General features: G+C 54.9%; 19 protein-coding genes. 13 read left to right on the top strand and 6 right to left on the bottom strand.

Annotated features, from left to right (window positions below):
* Positions 1 to 144 precede the first annotated feature (144 nt).
* From HOV93_RS17095 to HOV93_RS17065, 7 genes are all read left to right on the top strand, one after another.
* Positions 145 to 1,272: a hypothetical protein gene (locus HOV93_RS17095; protein WP_207397731.1), complete on the top strand. Its 1,128-nt coding sequence runs from the start codon at positions 145 to 147 to the stop codon at positions 1,270 to 1,272.
* Positions 1,273 to 1,360: 88 nt separating this feature from the next.
* Positions 1,361 to 2,803 carry an aldehyde dehydrogenase family protein gene (locus HOV93_RS17090; RefSeq protein WP_207397730.1) on the top strand — a complete coding sequence of 481 codons (1,443 nt, stop codon included), beginning with the start codon at positions 1,361 to 1,363 and terminating at the stop codon, positions 2,801 to 2,803.
* Between the two features lie 155 nt (positions 2,804 to 2,958).
* A complete protein-coding gene (locus HOV93_RS17085) occupies positions 2,959 to 4,113 on the top strand; it encodes an iron-containing alcohol dehydrogenase (RefSeq protein ID WP_207397729.1) in 1,155 nt (384 codons plus the stop codon).
* 83 nt (positions 4,114 to 4,196) lie between these two features.
* Positions 4,197 to 5,321: an outer membrane protein assembly factor BamB family protein gene (locus tag HOV93_RS17080; RefSeq protein ID WP_207397728.1), complete on the top strand. Its 1,125-nt coding sequence runs from the start codon at positions 4,197 to 4,199 to the stop codon at positions 5,319 to 5,321.
* A gap of 120 nt (positions 5,322 to 5,441) precedes the next feature.
* The gene (locus HOV93_RS17075; RefSeq protein WP_207397727.1) at positions 5,442 to 6,752 is read left to right on the top strand and encodes a coproporphyrinogen-III oxidase family protein; all 1,311 of its coding nucleotides are present in this window, start codon (positions 5,442 to 5,444) and stop codon (positions 6,750 to 6,752) included.
* Positions 6,752 to 7,207 (top strand): glycine cleavage system protein H, encoded by a 456-nt coding sequence (locus tag HOV93_RS17070; RefSeq protein WP_207397726.1) that lies wholly within the window; start codon positions 6,752 to 6,754, stop codon positions 7,205 to 7,207. The genes HOV93_RS17075 and HOV93_RS17070 overlap by 1 nt, the downstream gene beginning before the upstream one ends.
* A 4-nt stretch (positions 7,208 to 7,211) precedes the next feature.
* Entirely contained in the window at positions 7,212 to 8,297 is a 1,086-nt protein-coding gene (locus HOV93_RS17065; protein WP_207397725.1) for a ferredoxin family protein, read from the top strand.
* Positions 8,298 to 8,321: 24 nt separating this feature from the next.
* Here the strand turns inward: HOV93_RS17065 and HOV93_RS17060 are convergent, their stop codons facing one another.
* Together HOV93_RS17060 and HOV93_RS17055 are read right to left on the bottom strand one after the other, a co-directional pair.
* A complete protein-coding gene (locus HOV93_RS17060; RefSeq protein WP_207397724.1) occupies positions 8,322 to 9,212 on the bottom strand; it encodes a cytochrome c in 891 nt (296 codons plus the stop codon).
* A 116-nt stretch (positions 9,213 to 9,328) separates the two neighbouring features.
* Positions 9,329 to 10,654 carry a radical SAM protein gene (locus HOV93_RS17055; protein WP_207397723.1) on the bottom strand — a complete coding sequence of 442 codons (1,326 nt, stop codon included), beginning with the start codon at positions 10,652 to 10,654 and terminating at the stop codon, positions 9,329 to 9,331.
* 164 nt (positions 10,655 to 10,818) lie between these two features.
* Between HOV93_RS17055 and HOV93_RS17050 the strand changes: the two genes are divergently transcribed.
* The 3 genes from HOV93_RS17050 (at position 10,819) to HOV93_RS17040 (ending at position 15,153) form a co-directional block, all read left to right on the top strand.
* On the top strand, positions 10,819 to 12,681 hold the full coding sequence (locus HOV93_RS17050) for a prenyltransferase/squalene oxidase repeat-containing protein (protein WP_207397722.1): 1,863 nt from the start codon (positions 10,819 to 10,821) through the stop codon (positions 12,679 to 12,681).
* Positions 12,682 to 12,693: 12 nt separating this feature from the next.
* Positions 12,694 to 14,541 (top strand): polyprenyl synthetase family protein, encoded by a 1,848-nt coding sequence (locus HOV93_RS17045; protein WP_207397721.1) that lies wholly within the window; start codon positions 12,694 to 12,696, stop codon positions 14,539 to 14,541.
* A gap of 66 nt (positions 14,542 to 14,607) precedes the next feature.
* A complete protein-coding gene (locus tag HOV93_RS17040) occupies positions 14,608 to 15,153 on the top strand; it encodes a hypothetical protein (protein ID WP_315853427.1) in 546 nt (181 codons plus the stop codon).
* Here the strand turns inward: HOV93_RS17040 and HOV93_RS17035 are convergent.
* On the bottom strand, positions 15,150 to 16,541 hold the full coding sequence (locus HOV93_RS17035; RefSeq protein ID WP_207397720.1) for an FAD-dependent oxidoreductase: 1,392 nt from the start codon (positions 16,539 to 16,541) through the stop codon (positions 15,150 to 15,152). The two genes, HOV93_RS17040 and HOV93_RS17035, sit on opposite strands and share 4 nt — an antisense overlap.
* A 264-nt stretch (positions 16,542 to 16,805) precedes the next feature.
* Here HOV93_RS17035 and HOV93_RS17030 point away from each other — a divergent pair, with 264 nt between their 5' ends.
* Together HOV93_RS17030 and HOV93_RS17020 are read left to right on the top strand one after the other, a co-directional pair.
* Positions 16,806 to 17,030, top strand: a complete 225-nt coding sequence (locus tag HOV93_RS17030) for a DUF3311 domain-containing protein (RefSeq protein WP_207397719.1) — start codon at positions 16,806 to 16,808, stop codon at positions 17,028 to 17,030.
* Positions 17,030 to 19,066 (top strand): sodium:solute symporter family protein, encoded by a 2,037-nt coding sequence (locus tag HOV93_RS17020; RefSeq protein WP_235990528.1) that lies wholly within the window; start codon positions 17,030 to 17,032, stop codon positions 19,064 to 19,066. The genes HOV93_RS17030 and HOV93_RS17020 overlap by 1 nt, the downstream gene beginning before the upstream one ends.
* A gap of 93 nt (positions 19,067 to 19,159) precedes the next feature.
* On the opposite strand, the gene HOV93_RS17015 is transcribed toward HOV93_RS17020, so the two are convergent.
* Together HOV93_RS17015 and proB are read right to left on the bottom strand one after the other, a co-directional pair.
* On the bottom strand, positions 19,160 to 19,717 hold the full coding sequence (locus tag HOV93_RS17015) for a hypothetical protein (protein WP_207397718.1): 558 nt from the start codon (positions 19,715 to 19,717) through the stop codon (positions 19,160 to 19,162).
* A gap of 272 nt (positions 19,718 to 19,989) precedes the next feature.
* On the bottom strand, positions 19,990 to 21,132 hold the full coding sequence (gene proB / locus HOV93_RS17010) for a glutamate 5-kinase (protein WP_207397717.1): 1,143 nt from the start codon (positions 21,130 to 21,132) through the stop codon (positions 19,990 to 19,992).
* 359 nt (positions 21,133 to 21,491) lie between these two features.
* On the opposite strand from proB, the gene HOV93_RS17005 reads away from it, so the two are divergent.
* The gene (locus HOV93_RS17005) at positions 21,492 to 23,111 is read left to right on the top strand and encodes an amidophosphoribosyltransferase (RefSeq protein ID WP_207397716.1); all 1,620 of its coding nucleotides are present in this window, start codon (positions 21,492 to 21,494) and stop codon (positions 23,109 to 23,111) included.
* Positions 23,112 to 23,231: 120 nt separating this feature from the next.
* Here HOV93_RS17005 and HOV93_RS17000 read toward each other — a convergent pair whose 3' ends face one another.
* On the bottom strand, positions 23,232 to 24,956 hold the full coding sequence (locus HOV93_RS17000; RefSeq protein ID WP_207397715.1) for a hybrid sensor histidine kinase/response regulator: 1,725 nt from the start codon (positions 24,954 to 24,956) through the stop codon (positions 23,232 to 23,234).
* Between the last annotated feature and the right edge of the window lie 26 nt (positions 24,957 to 24,982).

The raw sequence follows: 24,982 nt of genomic DNA, 5'->3' as shown, positions 1-24,982 counted from the left end.
ATTACTCGGGCAACCAAAGGTTGTCAGAACAAGTTTTTCTCGGTACCATCCGTAGAGTCACATCCCTCTGCTCGATCCGGCGGTCGACTCGTCGCCCGCGACGAGTCCCTTCTATCCTTCCCTTTGTTGGCTTGAATTGGAATTATGGCAAGCGACACGCTGACCCCAGAAGTTGAAGCGGCGGTAAAGTCCGCCAAGGATAAGCTCGACGCTCATACCCATGAGATCGTCCAGTGGCATTTCCACGAGTCGACCGGATGTCCGTTCTGGCTCGAAAAGAAAAAAGAATTCAACTTCGATCCATTGACCGAAGTGAAGTGCTACGACGACTTGAAAAAGTTTCCCCTCTTCGAAGACGAATGGCTACGCGGTGGTCCCGTTCGTCGCTGGGTGCCCAAGGCATTCGCCGACAAGCCGATCTACGTCTTTGAAACCGGCGGCACCACCGGCATCCCCAAAAGCCGAATTGCCATCGACGACTTCCGCACCGACTATTCGCTCTTCAGCGAGACACTGCCAGATCAGTATTTCCCCAAAGGCGCGAACTGGCTGATGCTCGGCCCTTCGGGTCCACGTCGGCTGCGATTGGCGGTAGAACATCTGGCCCAAGTCCGTGGTGGTATCAGCTTCTGTATCGACCTAGACCCACGTTGGGTGGTTAAGCTCATCAAACGCGGCAAGATGGATGAGTTAGAAGCCTACAAGAAGCACTGCATCGACCAAGCCATTACGGTGCTCACTGCCGGTCACGACGTGAAGTGCATGTTCGGTACGCCCAAGCTGATCGAATCGCTTTGCCTGGGCCTTGAGGAAAAGGGCAAGACCCTGGCCGATGTTGGCATCACCGGCATCTTCAGCGGTGGTACCGAATTCACTCCTCAGTGGACTCGTTACTGCATCGAAGAGCTTTTTGGCGGGGGTCCTGAAGAAAGCGGCATCTACATGACACCAACCTACGGCAACACGCTGATGGGCCTGGCATGCAGCAAGCCGGTAACAGCGGATGATGGCTATAAGATCTCGTACTACGCTCCGCAGCCACGAGCCGTGACCGAAGTCGTTTCCTTTGACGATTCCAATGAAGCCGTTCCGTATGGCGAAACAGGCCGCGTCAAACTAACGACGCTAACCAAGGAATTCTTCGTTCCCGGCTTCCTGGAACGAGACGAAGGGGAACGCGAGATGCCTTATCTCACTTATCCATGGGAAGGCGTAAGCGGCGTGCGACCATTTCACGGTACCGCCAGCAGCACCACCGTTGGTGTGTACTAACAAAAACAACGTGTGCCACTGCTGAGCGAGTCAGCAGTGGCACACGGCAAGTTATCCGAATCACAAAATTCATTAACGGACGCCAATCATGCTAAACATTCCTGCTATCCGTTGGGGCAAGCCCTACGACTCGCTCGAAAAAGAAGACGTCGTCCATTTTAGTACTGGTGAGCCAATCGCCCAGCTGAGCCAGGTCGGCGGCGGCATCCTTAAGCGAGACATTCGTAAAGCTCAGTCCGCTCGTGATGCCTTGCTGCAGTTCAGCCCAGCCGAAATCCTGGAGAAGTTGGCCACTGCCGGTAAGCTTTTTCTGGAAGCAGACCTTCCCATCGGTGACGGTTCGCAGACACCAGAAGCATTTGTGCATGCTCAAAGTGCCACGACCGGCCTCCCAGAACATATGTGCCGTGCGAACATGCAGAAGAATGCATTCGTGCTGCAGAATATGCCCAAGATTCTCGACTCGCTAACTCGCGGGCTCGACCTCAACATTCTGGCACGCGGCTACGGTAAAGAACCGGATCGCGATGTCATGCTCAGTTATCAAGCTCAAAGTCCGGTACTCGGCGCCGTGTTGCCTTCCAACTCACCCGGGGTGCATACCCTGTGGCTTCCGGCCGTCGCGCTTCAACTCGGTCTGGTTCTCAAGCCAGGTGGAAAGGAGCCATGGACGCCGTACCGGATTTTTTCTGCCATGGTCGAAGCTGGGTTGCCAGCCGAAGCATTCAGTTTGTATCCCGGAGCTGGTAGTGACGTGGGTTCGTCGCTACTCTCTTCGGTCGATCGAGCGATGGTCTTCGGCGGTCAGCAGACGATCGAACAATATGCCGGCAATCCAAAGGTTCAGCCGCACGGTCCTGGTTTCAGCAAGATTTTGCTGGGCGACGATGTGGTCGACGATTGGCCGCAGTATCTCGATCTGATGGTGCAGAGCGTCTTCGCCAATAGTGGACGAAGCTGTATCAATGCATCCGGCATTTGGGCCTCGCGTCATACAAAGGAAATTGCTCAAGCGATTGCCGAAAAGATTGGGCCTACCGAGATCAAAGAACCGACCGACGATGAAGCCGCCCTGGCAGCATTCACGATGCCCGGCATGGCTCCGGCCGTTTGGGGAATGATTGAATCAGACCTCGAAGAAGATGGAGTGACCGACTACACCGCGTCCTACGGTGATCGATTGGTTCAGATGGAACGCTGCGACTACCTCAAGCCGATGGTGGTGCACGCGGAAAACCCTGAGAAACAAGTTGCCAGCAAAGAGTACATGTTCCCGTTCGTCTCCGTGGTCGAATGCCCGCAGGAAGAGATGATCCAAAAGATCGGTTACTCGCTCATCTGCTCGGCCATAACTGGCGACGAAAAGTTTGCTCGCGATTTAGTCAACGCAACGCATATTGACCGTTTGAATATCGGTCCGATACCGACCCATAAGGTCGATTGGCTGCAACCGCATGAAGGAAACATCATTGAGTTCCTCTTCCGCAGCCGAGCCTACCAATCGGCTCCGGTGCAGGTCGCGGCTTCGTAGCCTTGAGCAGCAACGGCCTCTTACTCCTGTCCCTTCGCCCTTTTGGGAAAGGATTAGGGTAAGGGGCAATGCGGGTACACGGTTCGCCCCCTCACCCTAACCCTTTCCTCCGAAGACGGTGGCGAGGGGAACGGAATGAAACAGGATCCCGAGGTATGATTCCATTCGATTTCCAGCCACGCACACGGATTGTGTTTGGTCCGGATAGCCTGCAGCGGCTCGGCGAATTGGCCTTAGAGTTCGGCGCAAAGCGAGCGCTCGTGGTCAGCGACCCTGGAGTCATCAAGGCCGGTCATACCCAACGGGGAATTGATTGTCTGGAATCGGCCGGCGTCGAAGCATTTCAATTCGACGGCGTTCAAGAGAACCCATCGACAGAGAATGTTGCCCAGGGAGTTGCGTTCGCGCAGAAGCACATGCCCGAGCTGATCGTTGGCTTGGGTGGTGGCAGCGCGATGGACTGTGCCAAGGGAATTAATTTCCTGCTGACCAACGGCGGAGAGATGAAGGATTACTGGGGAGTCGGCAAGGCAACCCAAGAGATGCTTCCCATGATCGCGGTGCCAACGACCGCCGGAACCGGGAGCGAAGCACAATCGTTCGCCCTGATCACCGACGCCAAGACGCACTTCAAAATGGCCTGCGGAGACAAGAAAGCCGCTTGCCGAGTTGCGCTACTCGATCCCACACTGACCGTAACCCAACCGCAAAAGGTTACGGCCCTGACCGGGATCGATGCAATCAGTCATGCCTTGGAAACGTTCGTTACGAAGAAGCGGAACGAGGTCAGCCTGAGTTTCAGTCGCGAAGCATGGCGACTGTTGGCCGGCAACTTCACCCGAGTGCTGAACCATCCGGAAGACGTCGAGGCCCGGGGTGCGATGCAACTAGGAGCTTGCTTCGCCGGGCTGGCAATCGAGAACTCCATGCTCGGTGCCGCGCACGCCCTCGCCAATCCTTTGACGGCCCATTACGGTGTGGTGCATGGCCAGGCCGTGGGTGTGATGCTTCCGTCGGTAATTCGCTACAACGGCGAGGCGTTCAACGAGCTTTACCAAGACTTACTTTCGATTCCCATCGACCTGCCAAACTATCCAGCCCCCGAGCAAGGCGCCCACGGCTTGGCAAATTTGGTGCAAAGCTGGGTTGATGCCGCAGGGCTTGCCACAAATTTGAATCAACTGTCGATCAACGGTGAAAAGTTAGAAACCCTTTCCTGCGACGCGGCCAAGCAGTGGACAGGGAACTTTAATCCCCGTGAAGTCAACGCGGACGAATTCTCGAAGCTTTACCGATCGGCCATGCAATAATTCGCTGCGATGTGCCTTGGCAGAGACCTTCGAGTAAGATGAAGGGACTTCCTTCCGCCGACTAACCTTTCAAGGATTCCGCCATGAAATCCAGTCTGACGATACTGCTGACGGCGACCCTGTTCGCAAGCGTAGCCATCGCTCAGTTGCGCGCGGACTGGCCCATGTATCGCGGCAATGCCCTTGCCCAAGGCGTTTCCGACGAGTCCCTCTCCGACAACTTAGACGTCAAGTGGACGCTTGAAATCGACAACGGTGCCTTCGAGGCCACTCCCATCGTCGTGGATGGCGTTGTCTACATCGGAGATCTCGACGGGCGCGTTTACGCCGTGAAGCTTGAGGATGGCTCGAAAGTTTGGACCTACGAAGGCAACGTCGACCAGCTTTCGGGGTTCATGGGTTCGCCAGCCTATCGCGATGGTCGGATCTATGTCGGTGACATCGACGGCGTACTACACTGCCTGAATGCAGAAGACGGCAAGCTTCTTTGGAAATTTGAAGCCGGCCTCGAAATCAACGGCAGCGTTAACTTTTACCAAGACAAGATCTTGATCGGGTCGCAGGATGCCCACCTCTATTGCTTGAACAAAGAGGATGGCAAGCTGGCCTGGAAAGTTCAGATCGACGATCAAATCCGTTGCATGCCAACGGTGGTTTCCAATCGTGGTTTCGTCGCCGGCTGCGATAGCAAACTACACGTGATCGACCTCGACAATGGGGAACCCATCGGCACCGTCCCCATCGATGGTCCGACCGGTTCGGCACCTGCGGTACGTGACGACATGGCCTACTTCGGTACTGAAGCGGGTTCGTTTTTTGCGATCAACTGGAAAGACTTAAAGGTCATCTGGCAATTTCAAGACGAGCGGAATCGCCAACAGATCCGCGCCAGCGCCGCGGTCCTTCCGCAGCAAGTGGTGTTCGGTTCGTTTAGCAAGAGCCTCGTTTCGCTTGATCGTGAAACGGGAAAAGAACAATGGACGTTTAAAGCCCGAGGCAAGATCAACAGTTCTCCGGTCGTGGCCGGGAACCGTGTTTATTTTGGTTCGGCCGACAGCCGTGTCCGCGCGGTTGACCTGAAAACCGGCAAGGAAGTTTGGCAGTACGAAGCCAAGAGTGGTTTCCCCGCAGGCCCGGCAGTTTCGGACGGCTGCTTATTGATAGCCACCGAGCGAGGTGTGTTGTATTGCTTCGCTGAAAAGAAATAAATCCCGGCCCCCTCTCTTTTCCCAAAGGAGAGGGGGCATGAGTTTAATTAACGACGAAAACACCCTTTCGCTAAAACCAGCCATCGGCAAGTTACCCTTAGCAGAAAGCAAGATTGATTCATGGCCACCGATTCCACCAAAACCGAAGTCGGTAGTTACTTCATTTCCAACTACCCTCCGTTCTCGCAGTGGAGCGAAGAGTACGCCGACGACCTGAACACCGCATTGCACTCCCCGCCGAAAGAAGGCGTACCGCTGGGTTTGTATTTGCACGTTCCGTTCTGCCGGAAGCGTTGTAAGTTCTGTTACTTCCGGGTCTACACCGACAAAAATGCCCAGGAAGTAGAAACGTATGTTTCCGCCCTGGTGAAGGAAATCGAACTGGTCAGCCAGACCGAAGCGATGGGGGGCCGACCGTTCCGCTTCGTTTACTTTGGCGGCGGGACCCCCTCGTTCCTCAGCCCGAAACAGCTCAAACGCCTGGAAGATCGGCTACGCACGAGCATCAGTTGGGATCAGGCCGAAGAGGTCACCTTCGAGTGCGAACCAGGCACATTACGCGAGTCGAAGGTGAAAGCCCTGCGTGATATGGGTGTGACTCGGTTGAGCCTGGGCGTGGAAAACTTCTTCGACAGCATCCTGGAAGAAAACGGCAGGGCTCACCTTTCCAAAGAAGTGTATACCTGCTGGGAATGGATCGAAGCTGCCAACTTCCCGAATGTGAATATCGACCTGATTGCCGGTATGGTCGGCGAAACATGGGACACGTGGAAGGAAAACATCAGGAAGGTTCTCGAGTTCTCGCCAGAGAGCGTGACCATCTATCAGATGGAGTTGCCGTTCAATACGGTTTACTCGCAAGATATCCTGGGGAACAAGATCGAAACGCCGGTTGCCGACTGGCCGATGAAGCGGGCCTGGGTCAGCTACGCATTCGACGAACTGGCCAAAGCAGGCTACAGCGTGAGCAGTGCCTACACTTTGGTCAAAGACCCCAGCAAGGTGAACTTCAGCTACCGCGATAACCTGTTCGGTGGTAGCGACCTTTTGGCCACCGGCGTGGCAAGCTTCGGTCACATCAGCGGTATTCATTACCAAAACAAGACGGAATGGGGCGACTATACTGGGTCATTGCTTGAGAAGGGAGAACTTCCCCTTAAGCGAGCCTATCGTCCGACGCCTGAGCAACTGCTTATCCGCGAGACGATCTTGCTGCTCAAGCGAGGTTACTTGGATGCCGGCTATTTCCGCGAGAAGTTCGGCGTTGAAATCCTTGAGAAATGGTCCGACATCTGGAAGCAGTATCAACAAGAAGGCCTGGTCACGATCGATGCAGATCGCATCGAATTGACGCGAGACGGTCTGCTGCGTGCCGATGGCCTGCTGCCGCCGTTCTTTGAACCGCAATTCCAGGGAGTGCGGTACACCTAATGAGCGACGAGTTGGTTTTCATGATGGGGAAATTTGAGGCCCGCTTCCCCACCGACCGGCAATATGCCAAAAACCACTGCTGGGCGACCCGAAGCGGCAATGCTTACCGTTTCGGGTTTTCAGCTTATGCAGTGCGATTACTGCAGGATGTCTATTTCCTGGAGTGGCAGGTTGACGAGGGTGCTAAAATTACCGAAGGTCAAGAGATCGGTTTCATTGAAAGCAGCAAAGCCGAAAGCGAGCTCTACCCCTCCATTGCCGGTGTTCTGGCGCGGTTGAACCCCGACTTGATGAGTGACCCTTCGCGGATTAACGTCGATATGTACGGCGAAGGTTGGCTCTACGAAATTGAAGGCAGCGGCCAGGCGCTGCTCGACCCGCACCAATATATCGAGCACCTTGCTGCGGTCTGGGAAGTCACCCAGCGGACCATCAAGGGACAACTGAACGAGTAACCCCATGCCCAAACGTTTGACGGTCGTCGTCAGCCAAGGCCAAAGCAACAATCCAGCTAAACGCAAGCTGGAAGAAGATATCGTTGCGTCGCTGCTGTTTGAGCCTGGTATCGAGGTAACAATCGTTCCTCATTTGTATGACTTAAAGCCTGACGGCCCCGGTATCATGGGGCTGCAAGCGATCACGACCGACTTCGTCGTTATTTCGTGGCTTTATGAACGTGCCACACGCTGGACGCTCGATCGCAACAACATCCGCGGCAAAGAAGGGACGACCCTGCTTGTCCATGAAACGGATGAAGACGAAGACGACTTGCTAGACGACGAACCAACCGACGAAGACAAACTGCGAGTCATCGACAACCGCCCGGTTCCTAACCGCCTGATTTACAGCATAGACCTTCGTGTATCGAATAAGGTCGAAGATTATGTGGAAGAGGTGAAACGTATCCAGAAGGAGATTTCCACCCAGGTTGTCGAACTGGGCGGACTCAACGGAACGCCTTCTCCCACACCTCAGCAATTAGAACGCATCGCCAATCCCACCAATGACACCGCACTGAAAGAAGGTGGAGAGCTCGAGAAACCGGAAGCGATTGAACCTTTCCGTATCGAAGAAGACGCCACGCGGCGATGGTATCCGGTGATCGACTACAGCCGCTGTACCAATTGCATGGAGTGCATCGACTTCTGCTTGTTCGGCGTGTACGGCGTCGACGGTGTCGACGGTGTCGAGACCATCCTCGTTGAAATGCCCGACAATTGCCGCAAAGGCTGTCCGGCCTGTAGTCGAGTGTGCCCGGAAAATGCGATCATTTTCCCACAGCATAAAACGCCAACGATTGCTGGGAGCGATGAAGTCGCTGCGGGTGGCTTGAAGATCGATCTCTCGCAGCTCTTTGGCAAGCCGAAGGAAGACGAAAAGTCACTAGATACGGCAGTCCGTGAACGGGACGAACAGCTTCTACTAGCAGGCCGCGATACCGTAGGAGAGGCCGTGGGTATGCCCAAACGTCAAGCGGAAAAGGATAGCCGTGACAAAGATGAACTCGACAACTTGATCGATGCCATCGACGACCTGGATATCTAGCAGCGCCCGCACAGCGGGACCCTATCAGTTTCGATAGTCGTGATGACATGCCGAGCATGCAGCCTTGACGGCCTTCAGCGTCTTGGTCGCTTCCGACTTCTGGCCCGCTTCAATTTGCTGCTTCAGTTTTTTGCTGAGCGTTTCGCTTTCGACCAGCATCTTGCGGAACTTGGCGTCGTACTCATCCTCTTGAAGCAACCGGCCCGTTTCGTGCAGACCTTCCTGCATCAGCAAAACCTGCTGGGCTGGGTCGAGGTCGGCATGTTCTGAGGGTGCTTTCCACTGGGCTTTTTCGCACAGAACAAGATGATCGTAGATTCGATCGATCTTGGCCATCGCTGCGGCAATCGATTCCACCTCGGCAACTTCAACGAGCATTGGAAGTTGGGTGGTAAACGGTACTGGCTTAAATTCGGTGATCTCTTTCCACAGTCCGCCATAGTCGGAACTAGTTCCGGCACTGCGCATGAAGTCGAGTGCCCGATTCTGCGATAGGTCGCCTGACTCATAACAAGCGACGGCTGCGGCAGCCGGACCTCGATGCTTGCCGTGGTGGCAATGGAAGAAGATCTTATCTTGCTGGAAATCGTTCATGACGCGTTTGAGCGTGGCCTGGGCGTCGTCCGAGATCCCATCGTAGCCAATCGGAACATGGACATAACGCATGCCATACTTGCGCGCCTTTTCGACATCCGGCGTGGCTCCATCCACCGAGACAATCACATTGACGCCTAATTCCTTCAGCGTCTTAAAGCCCTCTTCGCCATGCGGCTGGCTGCCGCTAACGACGTTAGGAGTCACCTTCAACACGTTATCAACACCCGGCAGGTGTTCACCATGAGGCAGCTTGGAAGGATCTTGGCCTAGCACGGTCGATCCGCACGAAAGAAGCAGCAAGCAGACAACGATGCGCATCGAGAATTCCCAAGACTGGAGTACACGGCGAGGCAATCGCTGAAAACATCTGGCTAAGCCTACAGGCCACGAATCTCTCCCCAGTTTAGTGGGATTCTCAACAGGGTTCAACGAATTCAGGCCTTCGTCGAAGAATCGATATCCAACTGCACCAAGTTATCAGGAACGGCGTTGCCAGGACCAGACACCCCAGCCGAGGTCGTCCCGTCCTGATGGATTGTCGGCTGCCAGTTTTCGACGTTAAAGTGCTTTTTGTAGGCTCCGTAGTCATGGAACGCATACTTCTTCAACAGCCAATAGACCCAACTCTTCTCGGGAATTTCGTTCCCCGGGTTGTATTGCGATGGATTCGACTTGAGCACATCCAGCTCTTGATAAGCTTCATGTCGAACCGTGGTATCTTTCGCTTCGTGTTCGCGGGCAAAGTCACCTAATAGGTCGGGACGTTCCAAGATGATACAGCCTCGGGTATTCTTGGCGGCCAGTTCACGGAAGTCGCGTAGATACTCCGACTCGTTGAACACCTGACGCAGGGGGCGCTCGTCGTGAATCGATTCCTTTGCAAATTGAATCACCGGGCATGGCTCGATATCGCCATAAGGACTGATGTGATGCGTGAACCCGGTCGCTGCCGGACAGAGCGCGTTACCGTCGGCATCGTGGTAGGCGTCGATGATGGCGATCGGCTTCTTCACACGCATCTCGACGACAAACTTGCGTACCGCCAATTGCTGCTCTGGAGTTAACGCAAGATCAGGATTGGGGACCGGGCCCACCACGCGATAGCCGTGATACCAGCAATAGAAGACCCCCATCTCGATCAGCCGGTCGATCCACTCTTCTCGCAAGAGATCGTCGAAGTTTGACTGACACAAACTAGTGCACACACCGGTCAGTAGCTTATTGTCGACACAATTCTGAATCCCCTCCATCGACTTGCTGTACACGCCGCCACGACCGCGACGGACATCGCTAATGATCTCGGTCCCTTCGATACTGATCAGCGGAGTGACGTTGCCTAGCTGGCGAAGTTCTTTGGCGACTTCATCGGTGATGAAGTGTCCGTTAGTGAAGACCTGAAAGTAAGCATCCTGATGTCGGCGGAAGATCTCCAGAATATCAGCGTGCATGAACGGTTCGCCGCCGAGGATACCGAAGAACGAGTTCCCCATCGCCTTGGCTTCGCCCAGCATTCGATCCATTGCATCGAGATCGAGCTTGGACTGCTTCGCGGAAACATCGACCCAACACCCCTGACAACGTAGGTTGCAACTGTTAATGACCGAGATGTACAGAAACGGTGGAAAGAACTCGCCCCGTTTGAGACGAGCTTTGTGCTTCTGAACGCTGCGCAGTCCCTTATAGCCCATTAGCCACAGAAATTTGGCAACGAGACGTTTGTCCGTTTCCAGAAGAGCGCGTTTCGCCAGGCGGAAATACATGCAGATACCTTAAAGGAATCGAGGGGGAGACGTGCAGCAACTCATTCTAACCCAATAGACGGCAAAAGTCAGTGGAAACCACGCCGGCGATGGACACGTTTTGCAAAGCCATTTACCATGCAAGGACCTTCAACTGGTTCGCCTTCCTGCCTATTTGTGTCTTCATGATTGACTCTGCCCGAGTTCGCGCCTGCTACGAAATCGCCAAACAAGATCTCCTCAACGAGCGAGAACCATCCGGGCACTGGATCGGCGAACTATCGACTTCCGCCTTGTCTACGGCGACAGCCGTGAGTGCCTTGCAACTGGCTGTGCGAAATGGCTCACAATCCAGCGACACCGATGCGTCGCTCATACGTGGGGGTGTCCAGTATTTGCTCGACCATCAAAACACCGATGGTGGGTGGGGCGATACAGAGTTGAGCTACTCGAACATCGCCACCACGATGCTGGCCGTCGCTGCCCTGACATTGACCGGCGATGCCGAGAAAAACCCAAGTGTCCTGTCGGCGGCCAATGCCTACATCGCCAAGAAAGGTGGAATCGCCGGACTACGGGCTCGATATGGTAAGGACAAAACGTTTGCGGTCCCAATTTTAACGAACTACGCTTTGGCCGGTCTGGTCGATTGGAAAGAGGTGGCTCCCCTGCCCTTCGAGGCAGCTGTCCTGCCGCAATCCTTCTACAAGTTGATTCAGTTGCCGGTGGTCAGTTATGCGATCCCAGCCCTGGTAGCGATCGGCCAAGCCAAGTTCTTTCATGACAAACCGTGGAATCCGATCATGCGGATGATCCGCGGAGCCACTTTCAATTCGGCCGCAAAAGTGCTTACCAAGATGCAGCCGGAAAGTGGAGGCTATCTCGAAGCGATCCCCCTGACGAGCTTTGTCGTGATGAGCCTGGCAGCTACCGGCCGAGCCGACAGTCAGGTGGCCCAGAACGGCCTGCGTTTTATCCGCGAGAGCGTTCGTTCTGACGGCAGTTGGCCAATCGACACTAACCTGGCGACTTGGGTCACTACGCTTTCCATCAATGCTCTTTCCGTGCTCAAGGACGATAACTCGCACCTGACGCCGGAATGCCTAGAGTGGCTGCTGGAATGCCAAACCAAGGAGGTGCATCCGTTTACTGGGGCGGCTCCGGGTGCTTGGGGTTGGACTGACCTAAGTGGTAGCGTCCCTGATGCAGACGATACACCGGGGGCTTTGCTGGCACTCCGAATGTTCTACGATCGTGGCGATTTCGATCCGTCCACGCACAAGCGAATCGAAGAGGCCGCCACCGCTGGCTGCCAATGGCTGATCGATCTGCAAAATGGTGACCGAGGCTGGCCCACGTTCTGTCGCGGCTGGGGTACTCAGCCGTTCGATCGAAGCGGAAGCGACATCACTGCCCACGCGATGCGTGGGCTCTTCGTTTGGTCGTGGACCTGGGCCCACCAAAGGGCCAACCCACTGGGAACCGGCATGAGCTATCTGGTCAAGCATCGCCAGGACGATCATTGGCTTCCACTTTGGTTTGGCAATCAGGATCGTAACGAAGAAGACAATCCCATTTACGGCACTGCCAAGGTCCTCGGTTACTTCCGCGATACGCACAATCCCGAAGCATCGTTACCGGACAAGCTGGCCAGTATTCGTGATAAAGCTCTTCATTGGCTGGCGAATCAACAAAATGAAGATGGTGGTTTTGGTGGCGGCCTGGCCGTCTCTGATGCCACCAATGGCCGATATAAGAGCAGCGTTGAGGAGACTTCGCTGGCCATAGAGGGGTTACTCTGCGACAATAAGGGAATCGAAAACTACCCAGGCCTAGTAAAAGCCGTGGATTGGCTATGCCGACGAGTCGAGGAAAATTCTCATGTCGAATGTTCGCCAATCGGTTTTTACTTCTCTAAGCTGTGGTATTATGAAAAGCTCTACCCGCAGATCATGACGGTTAGTGCGCTGGCACATGTATGCCGAGCGTTAGAATCGAATGTGCGCGGTGACGAACTTAGCGGAAGTGGAACAAGAGAATCGAGTTAAGCAACCTTGCCTATGCCTTCCCCCTCCCAGCCTGAATCCAACGGTGGTGCCAAAAAGCGGGTTTCCCGCCGCCGCAAGACCGCCCACCTGAAGCAAGTCCCAGATCGCTTGGCCCTGCGCGAAGAGATCCAGGATCGCTGTTATCAGATCTGCGAGAAGCTCGACAAGTCGCGTCCCCTCTCCAAAGACGAAATGGAGAAGCTCGCTCGAGCACTGCTCGAAGAAATGAATCTCCCGGAAACGTACCTCGGCTGGACCTTGGTGATGATGACCTCCGCTTTCTGGCGTGATCAGGTCTCGGCCATTCCACCCGAACGACGACTCTTCCTGCTACCGCACTGCTTGAAGCATGCCGAAGGTTGCCCGGCCGACTACGATCAGTTCGGTCTCGACTGCAAGACCTGTGGCGCCTGCAGTATCGCCGACTACCGCACCCAAGCCGAAGAACTCGGTTATCGGGTTCTCGTCGCCGAAGGCTCGCCCATCGTGATGAAGATTCTGGTGAGCGGCTACGTCGACGCGGTCGTGGGCGTGGCCTGCTTGAACGTGCTGGAAAAGGCGTTCGATAAAATCCTGCTCGCTGGCATTCCCTGCATGGCGGTGCCGCTGCATTCGAGCGACTGCCGCAATACATCAGTCGACGAACAGTGGGTCTTCGACATGATCCACCTACCCCACCGCGAACCACAACAGAAGACAGCGACGTACGTCCACCTGATGCGAGCGGCTCAGGAGATGTTCGACCGCCAAGAGCTTACCCGCTTGATCGCACCACAGCGACAGACCGAAGCGACGGCCAATGCCGAGCTTGCTGATCTGCCGAATCTCGATCCGATCGCCGCAACCGAGCGTCTGGCAATCGACTTCATTGGTCGCGGCGGAAAGTACTCGCGACCGTTCACCACGCTCGCCGTTTACGACTCACTAACCGGCGGCCAAGGCACCTCGCCTGATGGTGCCGCCCACGTCGCCGGCTATACCGACGCGGTCAAACGTAGTGCCCTGGCGATTGAAACATTCCATAAAGCTTCGCTCGTTCATGACGACATCGAAGACGACGACGAGTTCCGCTATGGCGAGCCCACCGTCCATCGTCAGTTCGGTGTTTCGACTGGGATTAACCTGGGCGACTACATGATCGGGCTCGGTTATCGTCTGGTTAGCCGCGAAGTCAAAACGCTCGGCCCTGAAGTGGTCGCCAAGATTGTCGACCAGTTGGCCGAAGCACACATGCGTCTGTCAGAGGGCCAAGGGGCCGAACTGATGTGGCGTGATTCGGCAAGCAAAGTGTTGACCCCGATCGATGCGTTGAAAATATATGCGTTGAAAACTTCGCCTGCGTTCGAGGCCGCCCTGCACTGCGGGATTGCCTTGGCCAAGACCCAGGAAGATTATCGCGACCAGATGCGAAAGTTTGCCCGGCACGTTGGTGTTGCTTTCCAGATCCTGAACGACCTGAAAGATTGGCTCGGCGATTCGGACAACAAGCTTTCCGCAGGAAATGATATTATCGGCGGTCGCCCCACGGTACTTTGGGCTTTGGCTCTGCAGAACCTGAAGGAAGATCGCAAGAACGAACTCATTCAAATTGCCAACGACCCTGATTTGACCGCAGCTGCGAAGATTCAACGCGTACGCAGCCTGTACCTCGAAGGGGGCGTTTTTGTTGCCGCACAGCAGCTCGTGGAAAAATATCGAGCAAAAGCGGAAGAAATCGCCGACGAAATCGACCCTGAACCCTTCCGACGATTGTTGTATTATCTAGTTGATTCGATTTTGGAAACGACTGAGGATCATAAACCAACGATCGTCATCCCCACTTCGCAACTCGAATTCCCCTTGGCCGCGCCCACCTCTTAGCCCCACCTTGAACTGTACCGTTGGCCAACTCAAGTTTCGTTTCCCTTTGCAGCAAAAGGAACCGACGTGAAACCGTCTCGCCATACGATGCCTGAGCTTAGCCAACTGATCGCTCTCTTTTACGACAAGCCCGAGGAACTAGGGCAGTTCGAGGAAGTCTCGGCCCAGCAGACGCCTGCTCCGTTTCATCAGCTGCTCGCCCATGACGAGCACATGACCGTCACCGTTGAGAACTTTCATGGCTGTAAGGTCGATGTAAAGGTGCTCGAAAAGCGAACCGAGGGGCAGTACTACTCCCGCAAGATCCTGCTCACACGGCAAAGCGACGGCAAAGTGGTGCAGTACGGAATCGTTCGCTTGAACTGCGACTTCCTGGATGAAGAGCCTGCCAACGAAATCAAAAGCGAACGCATACCACTAGGCCGCGTGCTGATCGAGCACAACGTCTTGCGAGAAGTCCAGCTCACCTGCTTATGGCACATCCGACCGGCCAGCGAACTTCGAGAGCTGATGGGTCTTGAGCCGAACGAAACGATCTACGGCCGCACGGCATTGATTTACTGCAACGGCGAGCCAGCCGTCGAACTGCTGGAAATCGTAACCCGCGATTAAGCGACCGGCTTACGTAATTCGGTCAACTGATCAGAAATGGGTTTCCACTGCACGTCCTGTGGTAAGCAACCTTCTTTAGCTGCCAAAGCGGAAGCCACGCCAGCGGCTTCGCCCATTGCCACCGCATTACCAGTTACGCGATAGCTAGCGTGGGCGAAGAAGTCGCCACTGATACAACGGCCGGCCATCATCAGCCCGTCAACGTCGGACGCGATGAGCGCCCGCAGCGGAATATCGAACGGCTTGGCTTTGACGCCTTGTCCACTATACGCAGCTTTCTTGTTTTCTTCTCGGGTCGCCGCATGAATATCAACGCTGAACTCGCTGCGACAGATTGCATCTTCATGTCGGGCTCCTTCGCGTACATCATCGACCGTTACGAAGTAACGTCCTTTGATACGTCGGCCATCTCGAACACCGATCTGTTCGGCAGTGGTTACCAAGCGGCAGTCGCTCCAAGCTCCGCCGAGCCCCTTGAGCCCTCGGCAGATATCGTAAAGCTCGCGGCGAGCACGGATGGTTGCTTCAGTGACGGCTCCGGCGTCGAACGGTCGCACACCGTATTCGTGATTCATCATCACCGCGGCGACACTACCGCCCATATACCAGAGCGTTGGCTTGGCATACGAAGGGTCTAAACCTGCTTTTTGGATGTAAGCCCGGAACTCGTCCTTCGTCTGGCTTCCCTTTAGTCGGTCGAACTGCTGCAGCGCTTCTGGGCTGGCCGTGATGATCCCCATCAACGACATCGGCTGACAGGGGCAATCCTCTTCCCGGCCGAACTCCCACTCGCAGCCAGCCAATGCACCCACATCGCCATCGCCGGTCGTGTCGACCACTGTGTTGGCTCGCCAGGCCTGACGTCCTGACTTCGACTCGGTAATCACGCCGCGCACTCGCTTGGCATTATCTTTCTCGACAGCGACGATCCGCGTGTGATACTGCACTTTGATTTTGTTCTCGTCACACAGCTCTTCCAGCAGGACCTTCATGCTTTCCACGTCGTAGACGTAGTTCTTAGAGCCACTCGGGCGAACGGCGTCCATCTGCTTGAGTCGCCGAGGCAACTCGGCATTCAGCCCAGGCTTTTCGGCATCCATCACGTACGAGAGCATGCCGCTGGTCCAAACGCCCCCCAAACAGCCATGCGCTTCGAGTATTCGCACTGAAGCCCCCGTCCGCGCGGCACTGATTGCGGTAGCAATTCCCGCAGGTCCTCCGCCGCAAACCAGCACGTCAGTTGTGTCGGCCACAGGGATGGTTCGCTGCGGTTCGGTAAGCTCGTTGGGCGAATCACCCGTAGTTTCAGCCCCGTGCAGCGATGTCGGAAGAAGGACACCAGAGACCGAAGCGGCCAGAAGCTGACGACGGGAAAGGGAAATCGTCATGACGATATCTCACAAGATGAGGTGGCAGGAAATGTCATCAAAGGGCGGGCAACAGATCGGATGACGAGCTTTAGTTTACCAGCCTTTTGAGGGAATCTCCATTGCAAAACAAACTTCTCAAACCGCCTAGGCTCCGAGGAAAAGTGATCAACTCGGTCTGGCATCGCGCCGCAGGGGCGTTTAGAATGTGCCGATAGTTGTTTAACCAACTGTCTTCTCAACGTGTTTTGCCCGCCCCTACTCCACCATGAAGGCCGCACACCCATGAGATACGTGGTATGGCTACTGGTCGTAGCCCTCATCATCCTCCATCAAGATCTTTGGTACTGGGACGATCGCACCTTGGTTTGGGGCTTCATGCCAATTACGCTCCTGTGGCAAGGGGGCATTTCGGTTGGTGCTGGCTTTGTGTGGTTTTTGGCCACCATCTTTGCTTGGCCGACTGACTTGATCGAAGAGGCACAACAGGAAGCTGAGGGGGGCGAATAATGATACCGTTGCTTGTTATCTGCGTATATCTTTTATTGTTGTTGGGCCTAGGTATCTTCGCCAGCACGATGTTCCGTGGCTCTAGCCAAGACTATATGCTGGCCAGCCATTCGATCGGTCCATTCCTTCTATTAATGAGCCTTTTCGGCACAACCATGACTGCGTTTGCGCTGGTCGGTTCGACCGGTGAAGCTTACGCCGAAGGTGTCGGCGTGTATGGTCTACTGGCTTCCTCTAGCGGGATCATTCATTCACTTTGCTTCTTCGTACTGGGTATCAAACTTTGGTCCCTAGGAAAGAAATACGGATACACGACTCAAATCCAGTTCTTTCGAGATCGCCTGCAAAGCGACAAAATTGGCGTCTTGCTGTTCCCCATTCTCGTCGGCCTAGTGATTCCTTACCTGCTGATTGGCGTGATGGCCTCCGGAACCGTCGTCAGCGCGGTGAGCGAAGGGGCCTTCTCGAGCATGTTTGCCGAGTACGATTATGGCGTCCCGAACTGGCTGGGTAGCTTGGTCATTTCGATTGTTGTGCTGATCTACGTTTTCTTTGGTGGCATGCGTGGTACGGCATGGGCGAATGCGTTCCAGACGATTGTGTTCATGATATTGGGCGTCATCACTTTCTGGGTTATTTCCGATAACCTGGGCGGTGTCCAAGCCGCGTCGGAAGCCGTGGCAAAACGGAATCCTTCCAAACTGATGCGTGCGGTTGCCGAGTCAGACGAACAGAAGTACGAGAAAGCTTTTGCTACCTGGCAATCGCTGGCCGAGTTCAACTACGCCAATAAGAAGGCCGACGGCGAACTGCTAACGCCTGAGCAAAAAGCGAAAGCAATCGCCGACTATAAAGGCCCACCCATCGGCAACTGGAAAGCCCGAGCCGAGGCTAACCTTGCCGTGGCCAATAACCTGATCAACATTTCGATCGCTGAGAAAAACGATGCATTCATCGAGCAAGATGACCGCGTCATGCCCACCGAAAAGCCGACTTGGTGGGACAAAGAGGTCATGACAGGGCACGAGTTGAACGAGTTTCATCGCAACGAAAATGCGGTACTCCAGGCCTATGAAGACCCGATCTATAGCAAAAACCTGGGTCATCCCAACGATTTGATCAACCCAGACAAGCCAGAACTGGGTAACAAGTGGACCCGTAAACGTACCGCCGGTGTCTATCGTGCCACAAAGTGGTCGCCTGAAGAGCCGCGTGCGATGTCGATGCTGGTATTCGTTACATACATGTTCATTCCGCTTTCGGTCGGCATGTTCCCGCACTTGTTTCAGCACTGGCTGACAGCCAAGAGCGCCCAAAGCTTCAAGCTTCCGGTAGTCGCTCATCCGCTGTTTATTGCCGTCGTTTGGATACCGTGCGTGCTTGTGGGTGTCTGGGCGACCTCAGCCGTGGTGCCTGGTACAGAACGGGCATTGATCCCGCCTCACTTCAATCCCAATGCGGTGCTGCCGTTCATGGTGGCCAACATGAGCGGTCCGTTTTTGAGTGGCCTGCTCACCGCCGGCGTTTTGGCGGCGATCATGTCTTCGCTCGACAGCCAGTTCCTTTGCATCGGCACCATGTTTACCGAGGACATCGTCGTCCACTATGGCGGCAAAAAACGCTTTACCGACAAACAGGTGCTGATCACCGCTCGCTGCTTTATCATTGCGATCGTGGCGGTCACGTATATCCTTAGCCTGTACGAACCTCGCCGTGTGTTTACGTTGGGCGTGTGGACGTTCAGCGGTTTCTCGAGCTTGTTCCCGCTAGTATTCGCCGCACTTTACTGGAAGCGGCTCACCAAGCCAGGTGCCTATGCTTGCGTGATTACGGCGATCGGCCTGTGGTGCTTGTTCTTCTACATGAGCGATATGGCCCTGAACCCGCACTTCACCGTGTTCGGCATGATGCCGGTGGCGACCATGGTGCCGGCTGCGGCGATCGCGATGGTCGTTGTTTCACTGATGACCAAGCCGCCGAGCGAAGAGCATCTGGAGCGGTTCTTCCCGAAGAAGAATTCACAGACGACTAGCTAAGCAAGCGTCGCGTCGCACGACGTATTTTCAACGCAATCGGGAGGCAACTCGCCCCCGATTCGCTTTGAGCCCGAGTCAATCAACCGAAGGCGATCACACATCGACCTTAACTTCCAAGTGATATAATGTCTGATTCGCCCCTGTCTTCAGGTGGAACTGACGCAAATAGCGTGCAAAATTGACGTGGGCCATCACAGCCATTTCTAACACCGATTCCCCCATGAACGAATCGGTCGTTCCTTTTTCCGGGATGAGCGCCAACAGGTGAGGCAGCTTTTCTAGGTCTGCATCCGTGTCGATCCGGTAACCTCCCTCGAAGTCGCCTGACAAGCTCACGGCGATGTCATTAAAAACAACTCCTTGTCCGGCCAACAGACGATTGATTTTCAAGATGTTGCCAGCGATCAACTGCCCTGCCGCCGAGCCGAGTCCTTGCAGTGGCTTAGAGACAATATCCGCCACCGTCACGACGCTGCCTGCCGAGGCACTAATAAAGAGCTTGACCCCTTGCTTGGCGACTTGCTTCATCACCGCCTTCGCCGCCACTTCTTTGGCTTTGCTCTCCAGTTTGGGGTCCCCTTCAAACCAACCGCTATAAGACCGAGCATACTTCAACTTATGGCATCTGGCCGTTATCTCGTATCCAATCACGATAAATGCTCCCCCGAATATTCGACGATGTGACGAGAAGTGCTTCCCAGACAAGCTGATAAGGCGAAATCACCCTGAAGATGACGGGCGAATCGATCCAATCACAACGGACAATCACTTAGAAATGACGGTTGTCGTGATTCGAATTTCGCCTCACCAAACTGATTGTCACGCAAGCGTATCCAAGGTTGTCAAGAATTTCTTCAAATTGGGACGAAAACACAGAATCAGGCAACGATAGACTTTGAATTTCAACGCAACGGATGGCACATTCAAACCCGACTCACCGTTAGATTGTCGCGATGAATAATCTCATCGTACGGGTGATGCCCGAGAATGCCTTCGATTTGATCGGTTTGCTTGCCCTGGATTTTGCCGATTTCTTCCGAAGTGTAGTTCGTCAAACCGCGAGCAATTTCCTGGCCTTGGCCGTTGCAGACGCGAACCACATCTCCTTTCTGAAACGTCCCACGAACTTCGGTCACGCCGATCGGCAGCAGGCTTCTCCCTTTCTCGCCTAGCGCCTTGACGGCTCCGTCGTCGACCACCAGTTCGCCACGCGGCTGAACGGAATAACCTATCCAGCGTTTACGCGGCGTGACGGCTTTGCCCTGAGCGAGAAAGAGTGTTCCTAGATCTTCTCCGTCCATCAGCCGCGGCAGCACATTGGGCACTTTGCCCGAGGCGATGATCATATTCTCGCCGGTCGAGGTCACCATCCGGGCTGCTTCCAACTTGCTGGCCATGCCCCCCTTGGAATGCCCCGTCTTCTTGTCCCGGGCAAAGCTCATGATCTCTTCGTCCAGCTTGGGCACTACCGACAGCAGCTTCGACTCGGACAGTTCTGGCGAGCCGTTGTATAACCCCTGAACGTCAGAAAGAAGAATAAGCAGCGGGGCCCGCAAAAGGTTGGTGACCCGAGCAGCCAGACGATCGTTATCGCCGAAGGTGAGCATCAGTTCTTCGACGGCAACGGTATCATTCTCGTTGATAATGGGGATTGCACCGAAGTCGAGAACGCTCAGCAGCGTGTTTCGAATGTTCAGGTAACGCGTCCGGTCGTCGAGATCTTCCGCCGTGAGAAGCACCTGGGCGGCATGCCGGCCGTTATCGCGCAGCACGCGGTCGTACAATTCAATCAGCTTCGCCTGTCCCACCGCTGCCACCGCTTGCAACTTTGCCAAGTCCGTTGGACGCTGCTTCAAACCGAGTTGACTCATCCCAGCCCCGACTGCGCCGCTGGAAACGAGCACCACGCGTCGACCCGATGCCGCTAATTGCGACAGCTGCCTCCCCAGTTGGGTGATCTGTTCTTCGCTGAGGACGCCTTGATCGGAGGTAAGAACGCGAGTTCCTACTTTCACGACGATGGTGTGGGCGGACGTGGCGATTTCCTGCCGCAGCAAATCGGTCATGGTGGCGAGGTTTCAAGAAAACACTTAAGTGGTTTGGTAACGTTATCTTAGACCCTGACGGCTTAGTTGCCATGGGGGTTCACGCTTTGATGAGGTGCTCAGTGCGTGAATCGAGCTTCCCTACCGATTCTCGCTTGAATCGCTCTTAAGCAAGGATAGTTCGCCCTGCCGGAAGAGACCCTCCGCCCAGTTGCAGAAAAGGATTAGGGTAATCCGAGACTTCGCGGCGGCGACGGTTGAGGATTCTTACCTTCGCCCCTAGAATGATGACGTGCTTGCTACTTCCGGCCCACGCCCCCATTCATGTCGATCTCGATTGGGGGGGCTCTGTAAACTCGGCAGGATTGAATTGAAATTCTATGAGTGAACTCTTCCACGAATGTGGTATCGCGGCGATTTACCATCTCCCAGGCGACGAAGAAAGCCCTCTCTCTCCTGATCAAGGCCCCGATGAAGTCTCGCGGATCATGCCGCGAATGCTCCTCGATATCCAAAATCGTGGCCAATTGGCCGCCGGGTTCACTACGTACCACCCCAAGCGAAACCAACTGATCGACACGCACCGAGACATCGGTACCGTCCAAGAAGTGTTTCGCTTGTCGCATCGTGCCAAGAGCGAAGCCCTGATGAAGGAATACGCTGGCCGCGCAGCGATTGGCCACGTTCGCTATGCAACATGCGGGCAGGACGATCGAAGCTATGCCCAGCCTTTCGAGCGGCACCACCTGGTCAAACATAAGTGGTTCAGCTTCGCCTTTAACGGGCAGCTTTCCAACTACAGCGAACTCCGCGACCGCTTATTGGCCGACGACGACCACCATCTGAGCCGCGAAACCGACACCGAAATCATCATGCACGAGCTAAGCCGTGAGATGACCGGGGAAAAGCGGATTACCATGTTCGAGGCCCTCAAACGCGCTGCACCGCGATTTGACGGGGCGTACAGCTTGGTCATGCTCAATGCTTACGGCGAAATGCTCGTGGCCCGCGATCCTCACGGCATCAAGCCGCTATGCTACGCCGTATCTGGCCCCCTGTTTGCCGCCGCAAGCGAAAGTGTCGCGTTGGTCAATATTGGCTTCGAGGAAGACGAAATCCGGAACGTCGAGCCAGGCGAGGCCGTCACCATTACCGACGGCAAGATCGAAGTAAAGCAGTTCATCGAACCACAGCGGAAAGCACATTGCTTTTTCGAGTGGATCTATTTCGCTAATGTGGCCAGCACGCTCGATGGGCAAAGTGTCTACGTGAGCCGCACCAACCTGGGGGAAGAACTCGCGGCGATCGAACTCGAGCGAGACAACATTCCACTGGACGATGGCGATACCATCGTTGTCCCTGTGCCCGATACCAGCAAAGCGGCTGCCGACGCGATGGCGTTCAAACTGGGTATCCCTTCCCGCGAAGGTCTGATCCGCAACCGGTATTCCGGTCGTACGTTTATCGAAACTGGTAGCAAACGACGCCGGGCTGCGGAAATCAAATACACACCGCTACGCGAAGTCTTGGAAGACAAGCGAATCTTCCTTGTTGAAGACTCCATCGTCCGCAGCACCACCATGAAGGTTCTCATCAACCGTCTTCGTGAGCGTGGCGGGGTGAAAGAAATTCACGTCCGCGTGGCCTGTCCACCGATCATCGCCCCATGCTTTTACGGCATCGACATGTCGACCATCAGCGAGCTATTCGCTCCGAAGTTTATGGGCGACAGCTTCCTGCTGACCGAAGAAATGCAGGATGCAATGGCCGAGCAACTGGGAGCCGATTCGCTGCGTTACTTGCCGGTCGATTCCATTGCCAGGGCAGTTAACTTTTCCAGCAATGAACTATGCCAGGCCTGCATCACCGGAGAGTACCCAACCGAAGGGGGCGAACGGCTCTATCAAATCGCCCTGGAGACGAAGGATCAGGAAACCGGCGATAGCCGTACCTACGAACGCCGCGACGAAGAACAAGCGGCCCATTCGACCGGAGCCTAACCTTAAGGCTGTCCCGCTTGTCGAAGCCAATCCACGAAGTGCTTCTTCCGGCTGAAATGACAGAAAGCAATAAGCCGTTTGACGAGCAACGCGTCGACGGCCAGGCCTCTGTCTGCGTCGTTATTTCTTATGGCTACGCAAGATCGTCTGGATGACAGACGCTTCGACAGGCTTAGTCACATGATGATCGAACCCTGCACTCGCCGCACGATCCCGATCGTTTGACTGTCCCCAGCCTGTGACGGCGATTAAAACAACTTCACGCCCGCCCGATTGGCTACGAATACGGCGTGCGGCTTCATAACCGTTCATATTCGGCATGCCAATATCTAAGAGCACGAAATGAGGACGAAACGACTCGGTTAGCCTGACCGCATCGTAACCATCGTGCCCCGTTTCAACCTCGTTCCCCATGAGCTTCAGAAGGGCGGCCATCATACGAACCGCCTCTTTATTATCGTCGACAATAAGAACCCGCGATTTCTCGTCGATCGCCCTGTGCTCGGTAGTTCCCGATTGGGCTGGTTCCGGTTCATCGGTCAGCACGGGAATTCGGACCGTAAATGTGCTTCCTGTACCAGGGCCATCGCTATGCACCTCAACCGTCCCGCCATGCATTTCAACCAACCCTTGCACCAGCGACAGGCCAATCCCCAGCCCTCCCTTAGATCGATCAAGCGGAGAATCGATTTGCGAGAACATCTGAAATAGCTTGGGAAGATGTTCGGCCGAAATGCCTACGCCGTTGTCTTGAATCGATACGGTCACGTCGCCGCCATCCATCGACGCACTTATCGCGATTTCTCCACCTGAGTCGGTATACTTACAGGCGTTGTTGATCAGGTTCGTGAATATCTGTGAGAGCCGTACGGGATCCCCATCCACGTAGATCGGCTCAGGGGGAAGATCCAACTCTAAAGTGTGATCCGACTCAATCACGAGAGGACGGGTTGCATCGAGCGCGTTGCGAATTGCCGAACGAATATCCGTCGATGCCTTGCGTAGTTCGAGCTTTCCACTAGTAAATCGGGAGATCTCGAACAGGTCGTCGATTAACCGGAGGACCTGTTTTACCTGCTCCTCCATCATTTCGCGGGTCTGCTCCGCCAACTCCGGATCGTCTCCCGTGAATTTCAAAAGGTCTAACCCGGTACGAATCGGAGCTAACGGGTTTCGCAATTCATGTGCGAGAATTGCCAGAAACTCGTCTTTGCGACGATCCGCCTCTTGCAACGCTTTCGACTGATGGCGAATCTCGTCTTTGAACTGCGTGAGTTCCGTGATGTCGATATTGACACCTACCCAATGCGGCTGCCCATCGTGCGTCTCAGCTAGAATGCCTTGGGTCCAGATGTTTTTTACGGAACCGTCTTGCAAGGGAACAGAATACTCGACACTAAATGGATTGCCGGAACGGCGAGACTCTTCCCATTTATTTTCAATTTCATCACGAATTTCACGCGGTAAAAAGAAAAACTGCCCCTTCTCGGCAAAGGTGCTAAAGTCGGATTCTAGAAGGTTTACAAACGATGGGCTGACGTAAAGAAGTTTGCCCGATGGCTTAGCAAGCCAGACGCCAAAAGGAAAACACTCTTCGACCACGGCACGATATACCGAATCAAATCGCTGTAGAGAGTAAACCTCCTCCTTTCCCGATTCCTGAACGATCAGTGCGTCAACCTCGCCGTGCCGGATAGCGCGGATCACTTCCTCCGGTTCAGCGAGCTTGAAATGCATCTCTTCAAGAGCGGATCGAAGCCGTTGATTCTCTTGACGCAGGACCTCGATCTCATTCTTAAGCGATTGTTGGTCATCGCTTTCACCTTCTATCGTAGGATCCGTCATCGTTTCTTCCGAATAAGCTCTAACAT

Origin of the sequence: Bremerella alba (assembly GCF_013618625.1) — a bacterium.
Classification (GTDB): Bacteria; Planctomycetota; Planctomycetia; order Pirellulales; family Pirellulaceae; genus Bremerella; species Bremerella alba.
Note: the sequence above shows the minus strand (reverse complement) of the source record. Positions and strands in the feature narration are given on the sequence as shown.